Origin of the sequence: Aeromonas rivuli, from assembly GCF_000820045.1 — a bacterium.
Classification (GTDB): domain Bacteria; phylum Pseudomonadota; class Gammaproteobacteria; order Enterobacterales; family Aeromonadaceae; genus Aeromonas; species Aeromonas rivuli.
Genome location: NZ_CDBJ01000054.1, coordinates 1 through 13494, shown reverse-complemented (window position 1 = coordinate 13494; position 13494 = coordinate 1). Strand labels below are relative to the sequence as shown.

Sequence of the window (13494 nt, the reverse complement as noted above, 5' to 3'; positions counted from 1 at the left end):
CCGAGTATCTGCCATTGCCTCGACACCCGATGGGCCCTCTTCGCGGCAACCCTGCTCGCTAACTGGCCTTGATTGACAAGGTCAGCACGAAGCGCGCCACTGGCTCATCACCGCTGAGTGAAGGACAGCTGGCCACGACTTCGATAGGCCGGTTGATACGCTGGCCGCTGGCCAGGGAGGCGTCAATCATGGCGTCAATCGCTTCGCCGGCTGCGCAGTCGAACTGCACATCCCCCTCGGGACGCTTGAGGAAGTCTCCCTGCACATCCTTGAAGGCAAAATGTACCTTCTTGCCCCTGGCCCGCCCCTTCTCCATCACCAGCAGCCCACCCACCAGATCGGCGCCGGTTGCCAAGGCGCCAAAATACATGCTGCCCAGATGATTGCGGGTACGCCAGCCAAGGGGCATGCGAATGCGCAGGGCGCGTTCATCCATCTGTTCGATGACGGGGCCACAGAAGCCGATGAGAGGGATATAGCGCCAGGCGAAGAGGCGCAGGCCAAGGTTGGCCTTGAGGCGTTGCAGGTCCATTGCTAACTGATCCGATGAGTGGGTGTGAACGAGATGTTGCCTGTATGACAATTCAGATTCAAGGGCAGATATCCCCCTCATTGAGGTTATTTTCCCCTCAACCGGCTTCTTACCCCTCGACATCGACCTGCTAACGCCCTGAAACCGCCCTCTTTTAACCTCATCCAGCCCCACTAGTTCAGCCCGACAGGGCCACAACTGACATATATAACAGTAACGTTCTGCTCTTTCCGCCACTAGGCTCTTCAGGCCCTGAGCTGGGCAGGTCAGCCAGGGTCAATCACAGGGTCCATTTTCTTTAAAAGGATATAGAGATGAGTAACGATAAACAGTTGTTCAATGGCGGTGAGAGCGCAGGTACCTTCTCTTTGGATTTCAATAACAATCGTGCCTACGAGCTCTTTGGCAAGGAGTACCTCAAGTGTTATGCAAACCTGTCTGTCAAGGGCCGGATGAGCAAGCCATTGCCCTCCGGCCCCCTGAGCTACTCGGTGGATTTCGCCATGGACTGCGGCTGCAACTCGGTGCTGATCGACTTCAATCATGCCTATAAGAAGACCTTCGGCAATCAGATCCAATTTACCCTGCGCGAGTCGGACTACAGTGCCGAGTTGGTGCTCTGCCGCCTGCTGCCCGAAGCCAGTGCCAACCGTCTCAATACCCGCGATCAGTTCGCCGAGGCCAATGCCTTCTTCGGTGATGCGCGTCTGGCCCAGAGCAAGTCGGTCGGCAACGATCCCTATGCCGACAAGGATGGCCTGGTCGAGTTTATCGTGGCCAACGAGCTGCTGACCGACCCCGCCGTCATGGCCAAACTGGCCGAGCAGAAGGCGTATCTCATCGCCATCACCTCGGTGGTCACCTCTTACATCAACCGCTACGCCGAAGCCTATGGCGAGCAATACAAGACAGATGCCGACCTCTGGGCCCTGGCGCTCTCCAAGATACCTTTGATGGGGCCAAGCAAGATCGACCAGCAGAGCTACAGCCGCCATATCAAGGGGCTCAGCATCGCCACCGACTTCATCAACTTCATCATGGATGTGGTGGTGAGTCAGGGCACCAGCGCCCTGTCCAGCTTCAACAAGTTCCTGGAAAAACAGGGGGATGCCATCCGCTTCGGGGTGGAGAACAACAAGGACTTCTACAAGACCATCACAGTCGGGATCACGGTGGAAGTCTTCAAGGTAGGCACCGAGCTGGTCTATGTGCCGAAGATCAAGCAGTACCGCATCAACTTCGACAGGCAGAACAGCAAGTTCACCTCGGCCTGTGCCAGCGCCGAATTTGTCGATATCTACTTCAACTATCTCTACGCCGCCAACGTGTTCGACTACGAAGCGCTCAAGGATCCCGAGATCAAGAAGGATTTCGACGCCTTCATTCAGAAGCAGCGCAAGGCACAAATTGAAGAGGCCGACACCTTCTTCAACGATGACTTCCCGCCTCTGCAACCCAAGCAGATCGCACGGAGCAAAGCCACGGTCTGATCCTCCCCCAATAACAAAACAGCCGGCATCTGCCGGCTGTTTTTTATGCAGGGCTTCAGGCCCGCTTCTCTTCGAGCCAGGCCCCCTGGCTCTGCATCTCGAACAGCTGGGCATAGTGGCCTTGCTGGGCCATCAGCCTCTGGTGGCTGCCACGTTCACTCACCTGGCCGCGCGTGAGCAGCAGGATCTCGTCGGCATCCACTATGGTGGAGAGTCGGTGGGCAATCGCTATGGTGGTGCGCCCCCGACGCGCCGCCGCCAGCGCCTTGGAGAGGGCCAGCTCGGTCTGGGAGTCCACACTCGCCGTCGCCTCATCCAGGATGAGAATACGGGGATCCCCCACCAGAGCCCGGGCAAAGGAGAGCAGCTGACGCTGACCGGCGGAGAGGTTCTTGCCCCCCTCTTCCAGCTGGGTCTCTATTCCATCGGGCAATTGGGCCACGAACTCGGCCAGCTGTACCTCACCCAGGGCCTGCCAGAGCCTCGCCTCATCAATGCCATCGCGGCCCAGACGCAGGTTCTCGGCCAGGGTGCCGACGAAGATGAAGGGATCTTGCTGCACCAGACCTATGCTGCGCCGCACCGCCGCCAGTGACAGCCTGGCCAGGGGGCAGTCATCAAAGCGGATCTCGCCGCGCCCTATGGGGTAAAACCCCATCAGCAGGCTGATGATGGTGGATTTGCCGCTGCCGGTGTGGCCCACCAGCGCCAGCATCTGGCCAGGGGAGACGGTGAAACCCACCCCCTGCAGCACGGGCTGCTGGCCATCGTAGGAGAAATCCACCTCCTGGAAGCTCACTCGGCCAGCCAGGGGAACAACAGCGCCCTCGGTACTCTCTCGTCCCTCATCGAGCAGGGCGAACACCCGCTCCCCCGCGACCATGGCTTGCTGCAACTGGTTGAGCTGGTTGGTCATCTCGATGAGCGGCTCTATCATGCGCCCCAGATAGCTGATGAAGGCATAGAGCACCCCCACCTGAATGGCCTCCCCCACACTGGCCCCTTCATGGGCAAAGAGCGCCAGCAGACCGATGAGCACCATCATGTAGAAGAGATCGATGAGAGGGCGTAGCAGTATGCCGTTGATCTTGAGGCTCTTGAGCCGCGCCGCCCAGTGGCGCTGGTTTACTTCGGCAAACTGGTTGGCAAAGCGCACCTCCTGCACCATGGCCTGGATGACGGGCATCCCCTGCAGGGATTCGTTGAGTCGGCTGTTGATGTCCGACAGCAGGCTGCGGGTCTCGCGCACCACGGGCACACTTAACCGCTGGTAGAGCCACATCACCGCCCCCACGGCCGGCAGCAACGCCGCACACACCAGCATCAGCCGCACGTCCAGCAGCGCCATCGAGATGAGGATGCCGCACAGCAGCACCAGCTTCTGCACCAGCAGGCCTATCACCTGGACATAGAGGTTCATGATGGCCTCGGTGTCGTTGGTGATACGCGAGATGAGCGACCCCGAGCGATGCGTATCAAAATAGCTGGCGGGCAGGCGGATGGCGGTGGCAAATACCTGTTCGCGCAGGCGCTGTACCACCCCTTGGGCGATGCGATTGAAGCGCAAGGATTGCAGATAGAAACCGGCGGCCGAGAGCAGTTGCAGCCCCAGATAGCTGGCCCCCAGGGTGGCAATCATCGGCCAATCAAGATTGCGCGGCGCCAGGTAATCATCGATAAACAGCTTGATGATGAGCGGGCCTGCCACTTCGGCCCCGGTGGCGAGCAGCAGGCAGATGCCCGCCTGGGTCAGCCAGGCCGGATATTGCGCACAATAACCCAGCAGTCGCTTAATGGTCGGATTCACAGGCTCTCCTCCACATCCTGCCCCAGAGGCTGGTAGCGCACCCTGTTGAGGTGGCAATCCTGCGCATGGACAGCGTAGATGGCGAGGCACTCTTTCATCATCGCGTTCACAGACTCTCCTCCACATCCTGTCCCAGAGGCTGGTAGCGCACCCTGTTGAGATGGCAATCCTGCGCATGGACAGCGTACATGGTGAGGCACTCTTTCATCATCGCGTTCACAGGCTCTCCTCCAAGTCATGCTCCAGACGCTGGTAGCGCACCATGTCCGCATACCAGCCATCATGGGCCATCAAGGCCGCATGGCTGCCTCGCTCGCTGATGTGCCCCTTGTCGAGCACCAATATCTCGTTGGCCTGCTCGACCGCCGTCATCCGGTGGCTGACCAGGATCAGGGTACGTCGGTGCGCTTTCAGGGCCATCAATATCTGCTGCTCGGTATGGGCATCCACCGCGGAGAGCGCGTCGTCGAGCACCAAGATCGGCGCCGCCAGCAGCAGTGCGCGGGCGATGGCGAGCCGCTGTTTCTGGCCGCCAGAGAGGGTAACCCCCTTCTCGCCCACCTCGGTCTGATATCCCTTGGCAAAGCGCACTATGTCATCGTGCACGCAGGCGATGCGCGCCACCCGCTCAATCTCCTGCTGGCTCGCCTCGGGACAGCCCAGGGCGATGTTGGCGGCGATGGTGGTTGAAAAAAGGAAGGGCTCTTGCGGCACATAGGCATACTGGCTGCGCAGCACCTCCAGCGATAAGCCATCGATGGGACTTCCCCCCATGCTGATGGTGCCTGAGCTCGGATTGGCAAGGCGCATCAACAACTTGAGCAGGCTGCTCTTGCCGGCGCCGGTACGGCCAACGATACCCAGCATGCCGCCCTCGGTCAGGGTGAACTGGATATCGGCGAGCAAGGTGCGCTCCTTCAAGGCAAACCCCAGAGCCTGCGCCTGCAATGGAAAGGCACCGGTAAAGGGCACGGGAGCCTCGGGGTCGTTGATCTCGCCCCGCTCCCCAAGCAGATGCTCGATACGCGAGTAGGCGGCGCTGCCCCGCTCTATGATGTTGAACAGCCAGGCAATGGCAAACATGGGCCAAATGAGCTGACCGAGATACATGGTAAAGCTGGTCAATTCCCCCAGGGTCATGTCGCCTTTGAGCACCAGGGCACTGCCCCCAGCCACCGCCAGGAAATAGGAGCAACCGATGCAGAGATAGATGACGGGATCGAACTTGGCATCGATGCGCGCTACCGCCATGTTGCGCTCCCCCGCCTCCCGGGTCAGGGCGGCAAACCCCTCATCTTCGAGGGACTCCACCGCATAGGACTTGAGTACCCGCACTCCAGAGAGTGCCTCCTGGGTCTTGTTGTTGAGCCGGGAGAAGGCCCCCTGCGCCGACTTGAACGCCTTGTAGATCTGCTTGCCAAAGCGGTTCATGAAGTAAGCCATCACCGGCAGGGGCAATAACGAAAGCAGTGTCAGCTGCCAGGAGTACTGGCTGCACATGATGGTAAGCACCAGGGCCCCCACCATGATGGAGTCGACCAGGGTGAGCACCCCCTCGCCCGCCGTCATCTCCACCGCCTGGATGTCATTGGTGGCGTGGGCCATCAGATCCCCGGTGCGATGGCGCTGGTAGAAATCCGGGCTCATGCGGGTGAAATGGACGAAGAGCCGGTTTCGTAGCACGTAAGCGAGGCGGTAAGAGGCGCCAAACAGCATGACCCGCCAGACGTAACGCAGCAGATAGATGATGACGCCAAGGCCAAGCAGCCCCAGCAGATACTGGTTCAGTTTGGTCTGATCGAGTTGACCACTGCCGATGCCATCGACGACCCAGCCCACTATCTTGGGCGGGATCGCCGTCAGCAGTGCCACCACGGCCAGCAGCGAGATGGCGATCAGATAACGTCGCCACTGCTCCTTGAAAAACCAACCCAGACGAAGAAATACGCTCACACAGGATCCTTGATGATGAAGGCGGTGCCACAGGCAAGGGCCCGCATGGCGGGCGAAGATGATGCCCAAACGGGCATGGTCACAGCGCCAACATGATAGCGCGAAGTGGCGGCCGTGAGAATAATTGCCATTTGATGAGCCCCGCCTGCTCAACGCTGGCGCGGGGAGCAGTCAGCAACGAGGGGCCATCAGGCCCCTCGTTGCATGGCTGTCCAGCCGGGTTAAAAGCGTGGTAACCGCCCCTCGCCATGGGCGAGCATCTCCTTGCCATCCCCCGTCATCAAGTAGTGAGATACCCTATCCCGGGTCTGGCTGAAGATATGTTGCAAGCGATCCAGGTCCTGTGAGGGGAAGTAGTTATAATGATCCAAAGGACTGAACTTGTGATCTAGAGCTCCAAGCCTTGCTGGATAAGGGCTTGAGCCAAAAAGTTTCACAAATCCGATCCCACCCCTTCCATCAGCCCTAGCCAACTCGCGAGCCGCTATAACGATCCATAATACGCTGTGGCTTTTTCTGGTAGCGCCACCACGACACAAATATCCATATCGGTACGCATTGCGTTATCTCTTACGCAATCAGTTCCAGGCTAGGGCTATAGGTTTTTCCCCGCACAGGCCCTCTCCGTTCTTCTGGCTGAGGCACTGACGTAGCCATCACCCGTACCACCTCTCCGATGATACTGAGCCGCTCATCCAACTCATCTGCAGGTATGAACTCTTCTGGGTACAGCTCGTTGTCGCTCGTTATGCGATAGCCAGCAGGGAATAAGGTTGCGGTCAGTCTCTTTACTCGCAGGAACCCATCTAGGTTGATGACGTAGACGCCGCTTAGGGCGGCGTCTCGATCGATATTGGTCTTCACCAGCAGGCGATTACCGTGATTGATGTGTGGGGTCATGCTGTCGCCGGTCGCATTGATGATGCAGAGTGTTGCGTGCTCCAAGCGTTCTTGGCGCAACCAGCTTAGTGGAACCTCCCAGTAGTCGGCTATGTTTTCTTCCAAAGTAACCGCGCCAGCTCCGGCAGCCACTTCAATTTCATACATGGGAATTCGGCTTCTCGGTTTTTCAGTGTCCTCGTTGCTGCTTCGATGCTGTAAGGCCCCCTCATTTACGTTCATCGGTGTTTTTCCCGAGGCCAGCCACACAAAGGAAACCCCTGATGCTTGGGCTATATCCTCCAAGACTGTAAGTGTTGGGGTGGTTTTGTCCGCGAGGTAGCTTCTAATTGTGGATTCGTTGACACCACACAACTTTGCAAACGCGGAGTTTGACATCCCGTTCATGGCTATCTTAAGACGTTCACTAAATCGGTTTTTTCTGTCGCCTAGAAAAAACCGATCTTCATTTTTCTTGAAATCAGACATAAAGAAACCAACCTCTTGATTTTATTCACATTTAACAAAATGGCCGGAATCAGAGAAAAAACCGATACCGGGTTGACTCAGAAAAATAACCGATCAATAATTCTACCCATGGAGATAAGCCGCAGCGGTTATCTAGATTGTTAAAAGTGGGAGTATCACAAAATGATCCCAGCGGGACAAGATTGGCCAAAGAAGTTCATTGAGGGCGTCCTGGAAATGAAGGGGGTGACCGTAGTGGAACTATCTGAAAAGGCAGGGCTTAAGCCCTACACCTTGAGGAATGTTTTTTACCGTCACTGGCCAAAAGGGGAGCGAATAATTTCTGAAGCGTGCGGGGTTTCGCCCGATGTGATTTGGCCCAGCCGTTTTAAAGTGTGAGGTGTGTATGTGGGTAACACCTGATATTTGCGCTGGACTGCCTGGTTTTCCGTCTATGACTCATAACGCCAGAAACAAACTGAACAAGCTTTCAGGGGAAAAAACCGAATTGCGCCGAAAGTGCGCTGTGGGCAAAGGCTTCGAGTACCACATCGACTGCCTGCCACCCGAAACCCGCGTGCACCTACTCCAGCAGCAGGTGAAAGAACAGGTAGAGGCTGCACAAGCCAAAGCCTCCGCCGAAAGCGCCGAACGATGGTTGGCCTTCCAAGAAGCCACTGAATCGAAGCGCCAAGAGGCAGCCCGCAACCTGCAGATCTGCCTGATGGTTGCAGACCTGGTCGAGAAGAACGACATGAAGATGTACAAGGCGTTCGCTCACATTGCTGACACCACTGGCACACCCCTGGGCACTATCAAGCGCTGGTTCTACATCGAACCGGGTTTGAAGGGCATTCAAAAGGGCGACTGGTTGCCGGCCCTGCTCAGTCGACAGGGTTGTCACTCCAAGCATAAAGAGGTGATCTGCCCCGAGGCATGGTCCTTCTTCCAAGGAGATTACCTGCGCACCGACGCCCCCACGCTCCGGTCCTGCTATGAGCGCCTGCTGGAGGCCGCCAAGGTCACCGGCTGGTCAATACCACACGTGAGCTTCTTTCGTCGGCGCATCAAAACCCACATTCCGTTGGAGTTGAGAGTGAGCCTGCGAGAGGGCGCATTTCGTGCCAAGCAAGACTTGGTACCGGCGCAGCGCCGCTCTCGCGCCGGGTTGCACGCCATGCAAATAGTCAACGGCGATGGCTATACCCACAACCTCTGGATCCGCCTACCCAATGGCCAGGTGGTGCGCCCCACCACCTGGTTCTTCCAGGATGTGTACAGCTCCATGCTGCTCTCGTACTGCGTGGATGTGAGCGAGAACACCGACATGCTGGGCTTGGCCCTGCATCAGATGGTGAGTCGCTACGGCGTACCAGCTGCCTGCGTGCTCGACCGAGGCAGTGCCGCGCTGAGTCAAGCCATGAGTGGCCGCATGCACCGCCCCAGTGGGCGTGACAAGAAGCACAAGAAATTCGACTCAGCCGAGGTTGAGGGCGCCATGACCGCCATGGGCATCGATGTGACCTGGACCCGCGTGGAGGCCGATACCGCCGGTAATAAAGGTAACGCTCGAGCCAAGCCCATTGAGCGAGCCTTCAACGGCAAGAGTGGCCTGGGGAGTGTGGTGGACAAGCACCCAGCCTTTGCCTCGGCAACCGTAGGTGACTCGGTGGATAAAAAGCCGGCCCACTACGTGGATGCCCAAAAGAACGCAGTGTCACTAGAGACCTTCTTGCAGGTGCTGGCCGCCCAGATAGAAGCCTGGAACTCCCGCGAAGGACGTCGCACCGAGATGGCCAAGGCCAGGGGGCTGAGCTATCGCCAGGTGTTCGAGGAGAGTTACAGCCAGGTGACCATCCGCAAGCCCAGCGACTACCAGCTGATGATGTGCCTGATGCGCACGGAAGAGTGCCCTGTGCATGGGGGCGGTGTGATTGAGCTCAAGGCAAGTCAAAACCCGCTGGGTGAGTGCAACCGCTATCACAGCCCGATGCTGTATGCCCATATCGGCACCAAGGTATCGCTGCGGTTCAACCCATCAAACCTCAGCGAGGCTGTGTACGCCTACGACGCCACCGGCGTGTTGATTGGGCAAATCCCCATCCTCAAGGATGTGGCATTCAATGATCGCGGCGGTGCGCGTCAGCAACGCCTGGCACAAGAGGACGTAATGGGGCGCATTGAGTTGATGCAGCGCACCACGGATATCACCCCGATCAAGGATGTGGCGGCACTGCTGACCACCGTGCCGGCAGGCAACAATCCGGTGCCGGCAGCCGTGGGTCCCACGTTGGCCCGCATGATGCCCAAGGCCACCAACGAGCCGGAGCATGAACCGGAATATGAGGAACTGCCCATGGCCTCAGGCTGCGACAGCGCAGCAGCAGCAGAACGCAGGCAGAAGGCTGCGCAAGCCATGGCAAAACTGTTTGGACATGATGAAGGAGAAGATGATGAGTGACGTGATCAGCCAGGTAAAAGCGATGTTGACTGACGCCAAAGGGGAGCTCACCCAAGCGGCCATCGCGCGCGAGTCAGGCCTCTCCGAGGCGGTACTGAGTGCACTGCTGGCCGGCATCTACGGCAACACAGTGTCCAAGGACACGGTGGCCAGACACGAGAGCAAGTTGAGAAGGTGGCTGTCTACGCGAGCACGTGCTGCTGAAGCCCAACGCCGGGTCGGTCATAAAAAGCCGGTGTGGCAGCCTCTGCCCACCGCCAACAACATCATGGAAGTATTGCAGATGGCTCAAACGCTTTGTCGCTGGGGCATGGTCTACGAGGGGGCTGGCGTTGGCAAGACCGTCACCGCCGAGCACTACAAAGCAGAGGGTACCAACGTGTGGATCTTGACGGCCTGCCCGTTTCGCAACAGCGAAACCGCCGTCCTGCAATCCCTGATGAAGGTGCTGGGTCAGGAGTTTGCACATCGCACTCGCGCCGAGATGAGTGAAGTTATCGAGGCTAAGTTCAAAGGCTCCAAGGGGCTGCTGATCATCGACGAGGCGCAATACTACTCTGACCGCGTTCTGAACGGGATCCGCATTCTGGCCGAAGGGCGCGTGGGCGTAGTGCTGCTAGGCAATGACGTGGTCAGAACTCGCATGAGCGCCATCAGGACATTGTCGGACATGAACCCGGTGTGGTCCCGCGTCATCAGCCCGCTGCGCATCTTCACCGCCGGCCCCGCCGATATCGTGCAGTACCTCAACGCATGGGGCATCACCGATAAAGACATCATCCGCGAAGCCAAGAGAGTCATTCCCACCTCCACAGGGGCGCTGCGTTCCCTGGAGTCCGCGGTGATGCGAGGGCTATCCCTGGCTGATGTCGATAATGAGCCCCTGTCCCTGGCCCACTTCAAAGAGGCTTGGAGAATGTTGGAGCTGATGAAAGCGGAGGCCCCGCAATGAGTCTGCAAAACACATTGAGCAGTGATCGCGTTCGGATGGCGCTCGACGTTCAGGAATATCTCGAGGCAATGGGCTCCAAGGTGCTGCACTCCCGGTTTGGCGTTGCTACCCCGCTGCTCATCGTGGATGAAGCGCCTCGCCTATTGCGTGGTGCCGCACAGGAATTCATCGAGCGCATCAACGGCCACCAGCGCAAGGGGTGGGTCGTCTACCACAACGGCTGCCGCGTGATATGGCGCGAGTACCAGGAGGGGGTATGCGAGGCCATCAGTTGAGGGATATCAGAAAGTTGTTCCAGGCGCATGTTGCAGGCATGCGCACCCGAGGAGTAGAGCTCCTGAGTTACCAAACCCCGTGCTGCGGCGGTGTGATGCAAACGCCCGCGGCGCGCGAAGGTGAAGTGCGCAGCATCTGCGTCACCTGCATCTACTGTGGCTCGCTCTTTCATCGAGCCACCACAACGACAACAGTGAACACTAATGAAGGAATTGACCATGAATGAACAAGCAAACACCCAAGAAACTCAAGCACCTGCCATCCCTGCCGGCTACCTGAAAGACCGAAAGGGCCGTTTGGTGCCCGAGAGCATCATCGACCCATACGATCTCGAGCTGGACGCCTTCGTGAAGCGCCATGTGGCCCGTGCCGAAGCACTGCGCGATGCAATGAGTGAGTTCAAGGCGGATACCCTGGCCGACTGCCAGGCATGGATGGACTTGATTGGCGAGAAGTACGGCCGCAAGGGTGCCAGCCCACAAGGCAATGTCACGTTCTCGACCTTTGATGGGGAGTGTCAGCTGTCGATCTCCACCGACGACCTCATCCGCCTTGGCCCGGAGATCCACATTGCCAAGGCATTCTTTGGTGAGTGCCTGGATGAGTGGAGCGCCAACTCCAACGAAAATCTGATCGCCATGGTGCGCCACGATTCATTTGACCTGGACAAGGAGGGCAACGTGAGCGTCAGCCGCGTGCTGTCCCTGCTGAAAATCGGCATTCAGGACGAGCGCTGGGTGCAGATGCAGAAGGCGATTAAGGACGCAATCATCGTGAAGGAGACCAAGTCCTATCTGAATTTCAAGCGCAAGGCCGAAGACGGGAGCATGAAGCAGATCCCGCTGTCTATCGCGGCCCTCTAGCCCTTGCGAAACCGCGCCCCAGTGCTGGGGCCGGTCTGCCCGATGTGGTGATCGGGCACTGATGAGCAGCCATCACCATAGGATTCAAGGATTACGTTATGACCGATAAAGCCGAGTTCGTTCCCAGCATTGACCCCAGCAGCGCCACTGTACAAGCCATGTTCGGCTCGGTGTTGCAACAGAAGATCCAGGGCGGAGCCCTGGAGCAGGCCCTTGGTAAATACGCAGACAAGCTGATTGATAGTTGCGCTGAGGACGTGCTCAGAAGCTACGGCGATGTGGGTAAGGCCATCAAAGATGCCCTGGCCAAGGCCATCACGCCACACCTGGAAGACTTGGCCGACTTCCCCCCCTATCACGATTTCGTGGCCAAGCGCCTGCGCATGGCCGCCACCAACTTCTACGACCAACGCTTAGCGGAAGTGCTGGACAAGGAGCTCGCTGAAATCATGGGCGAGATGCCGCAGGAGATCACCTTGTCCTGGGTTATTGATGCCGTTCGCCAGTCCATCACCCGCTATAGCAAAGGCGAGCACATGGATGAAAAGATGACCCTGATTATCGGGCCAATCAGCTATGGGTCCAGGCACATCTACATCGGTAAAGAGTCGGGTATGGAGCAGTACAGATGCGAATACAGTATCGCCATCGACAAGGAAGGCCACATCTACGCCATGAGGATTGATGAGGATGACCTCAAAACCAAGAAGTGTGTCGGCCCCTTCTACTCCACGGAGCGCAAACTGATGGCCGCCTACGCCATGAAAGCCAAGCTCACTCTGGACGAGGGCGAAGACCCGTACAACTACAACCTGGTGATCGAGAGCTACGACGATTGACATGCGAAACCACCCCGCCACACCTGGCGGGATGGTCTGCCCGATGTGGTTGTCGGGCACAGATGAGCAGCCAATAGGAGGCGTTATGGGCATTCAAGATATTCAGTTCAACAGAGAAGGTCTGAACAGCTATCACAAGCTTGCCAGCCGAGCGGTAACACTCGAACAGCAGGGGGTATGGAGTCTGGCCGCCGAGACGTGGGGAGCGGCCAAGAAGGCTGCGCACAAAGAGATGAATCAGGCATGGGCCCAGGCCCGGATCGAGTTTTGCCTCAACGCCGCTACTCGCAACTGGAAGGCCGCAGCATGAGCAAGCAGCGCATCCTTGGCAAGATCAAGAAACTGCTGGCCATGGTAGAGCGTGGCAATGAGCACGAGTCTGCCAACGCCATGCGCAAAGCCCAGGCGCTGATGAATGAGCACGGGCTCACTGATGCGGATGTGCAGTTGAGTGACGTTGGTCATGCGTTTGTGACCTCGGCCAACGCCGCCAAGACCCAGCCCCGTTGGTCGCATGACCTGGCAGTGGCGGTGATGAATGCCATTGGGGTTGAGGCTGTCTTCTCCCGCTCTCAGCAAAAGATGTTGGTGCGATTCATCGGCGTTGGTGAGCGGCCCGAGGTGGCCGCCTATTGCTACCAGGTGTTGTCCCGCCAGTTGCGGGCGGCCAGGAAGGCATTCATGGCCACGCAGAGCAAGCGTCTGCTGCCGGCCACCAAGACCAACCGCGCGAACCTGTATTGCGAAGGGTGGATCGACGCGGTGCAGCGTCAGCTTCACAACGTCGCGCCAACGGAGCATGAGCAGGCCCTGGTGGCTCAGTACAAGGAGCAACTGTTTGGGCGTGCAGACCTGCCCAAGGCGGATATGCGAGCCCCCAAAGACAAGTCGCGTGATGCCTCGGCGTTTGGAGTGGGGTTTCGTGATGGCAAAAAGGTGCAGCTCAATGCCGGAGTGAATGGTCAGGAGCAAGC

General features: G+C 58.2%; 14 protein-coding genes and 2 other RNA genes. 12 read left to right on the top strand and 4 right to left on the bottom strand.

Annotated features, from left to right (window positions below):
• Positions 1 to 58: 58 nt before the first annotated feature.
• On the bottom strand, positions 59 to 532 hold the full coding sequence (locus BN1130_RS12225; RefSeq protein ID WP_042042323.1) for a PaaI family thioesterase: 474 nt from the start codon (positions 530 to 532) through the stop codon (positions 59 to 61).
• Positions 533 to 846: 314 nt separating this feature from the next.
• On the opposite strand from BN1130_RS12225, the gene BN1130_RS12220 reads away from it, so the two are divergent.
• Entirely contained in the window at positions 847 to 2022 is a 1176-nt protein-coding gene (locus tag BN1130_RS12220) for an Evf family palmitoylated virulence factor (protein ID WP_042042322.1), read from the top strand.
• A 55-nt stretch (positions 2023 to 2077) separates the two neighbouring features.
• On the opposite strand, the gene BN1130_RS12215 is transcribed toward BN1130_RS12220, so the two are convergent.
• The 3 genes from BN1130_RS12215 to BN1130_RS12205 all read right to left on the bottom strand — a co-directional run bounded on the left by BN1130_RS12215 (position 2078) and on the right by BN1130_RS12205 (position 7150).
• Positions 2078 to 3829, bottom strand: a complete 1752-nt coding sequence (locus BN1130_RS12215; protein ID WP_042042321.1) for an ABC transporter transmembrane domain-containing protein — start codon at positions 3827 to 3829, stop codon at positions 2078 to 2080.
• Between the two features lie 216 nt (positions 3830 to 4045).
• A complete protein-coding gene (locus BN1130_RS12210) occupies positions 4046 to 5782 on the bottom strand; it encodes an ABC transporter transmembrane domain-containing protein (protein ID WP_042042320.1) in 1737 nt (578 codons plus the stop codon).
• A gap of 570 nt (positions 5783 to 6352) precedes the next feature.
• On the bottom strand, positions 6353 to 7150 hold the full coding sequence (locus BN1130_RS12205) for a LexA family transcriptional regulator (RefSeq protein WP_042042319.1): 798 nt from the start codon (positions 7148 to 7150) through the stop codon (positions 6353 to 6355).
• Between the two features lie 162 nt (positions 7151 to 7312).
• On the opposite strand from BN1130_RS12205, the gene BN1130_RS23185 reads away from it, so the two are divergent.
• From BN1130_RS23185 to BN1130_RS12170, 11 genes are all read left to right on the top strand, one after another.
• Positions 7313 to 7528 (top strand): helix-turn-helix domain-containing protein, encoded by a 216-nt coding sequence (locus tag BN1130_RS23185; protein ID WP_084218205.1) that lies wholly within the window; start codon positions 7313 to 7315, stop codon positions 7526 to 7528.
• A gap of 7 nt (positions 7529 to 7535) precedes the next feature.
• Entirely contained in the window at positions 7536 to 9590 is a 2055-nt protein-coding gene (locus tag BN1130_RS12200; RefSeq protein ID WP_084218204.1) for a transposase domain-containing protein, read from the top strand.
• A complete protein-coding gene (locus tag BN1130_RS12195) occupies positions 9583 to 10542 on the top strand; it encodes an AAA family ATPase (protein WP_042042317.1) in 960 nt (319 codons plus the stop codon). The genes BN1130_RS12200 and BN1130_RS12195 overlap by 8 nt, the downstream gene beginning before the upstream one ends.
• Complete coding sequence (locus tag BN1130_RS12190; RefSeq protein ID WP_042042316.1) at positions 10539 to 10817, top strand: Kil protein family; 279 nt, start codon at positions 10539 to 10541, stop codon at positions 10815 to 10817. Before BN1130_RS12195 ends, BN1130_RS12190 begins: the two co-directional genes overlap by 4 nt.
• Positions 10775 to 11044 (top strand): hypothetical protein, encoded by a 270-nt coding sequence (locus tag BN1130_RS23300; RefSeq protein WP_503089935.1) that lies wholly within the window; start codon positions 10775 to 10777, stop codon positions 11042 to 11044. Before BN1130_RS12190 ends, BN1130_RS23300 begins: the two co-directional genes overlap by 43 nt.
• Positions 11037 to 11681 (top strand): DUF3164 family protein, encoded by a 645-nt coding sequence (locus BN1130_RS12185; protein ID WP_042042315.1) that lies wholly within the window; start codon positions 11037 to 11039, stop codon positions 11679 to 11681. The genes BN1130_RS23300 and BN1130_RS12185 overlap by 8 nt, the downstream gene beginning before the upstream one ends.
• A 3-nt stretch (positions 11682 to 11684) precedes the next feature.
• An RNA gene (locus BN1130_RS21710) (hammerhead ribozyme type II) lies at positions 11685 to 11756 on the top strand.
• 23 nt (positions 11757 to 11779) lie between these two features.
• The gene (locus BN1130_RS12180) at positions 11780 to 12520 is read left to right on the top strand and encodes a hypothetical protein (RefSeq protein WP_042042314.1); all 741 of its coding nucleotides are present in this window, start codon (positions 11780 to 11782) and stop codon (positions 12518 to 12520) included.
• A 1-nt stretch (position 12521) separates the two neighbouring features.
• An RNA gene (locus BN1130_RS21705) (hammerhead ribozyme type II) lies at positions 12522 to 12596 on the top strand.
• 9 nt (positions 12597 to 12605) lie between these two features.
• The gene (locus BN1130_RS12175) at positions 12606 to 12830 is read left to right on the top strand and encodes an ANR family transcriptional regulator (RefSeq protein WP_042042313.1); all 225 of its coding nucleotides are present in this window, start codon (positions 12606 to 12608) and stop codon (positions 12828 to 12830) included.
• The coding region (locus BN1130_RS12170; protein WP_042042312.1) for a DUF2786 domain-containing protein at positions 12827 to 13494 on the top strand (668 nt) is incomplete at its 3' end. The genes BN1130_RS12175 and BN1130_RS12170, both read left to right, overlap by 4 nt.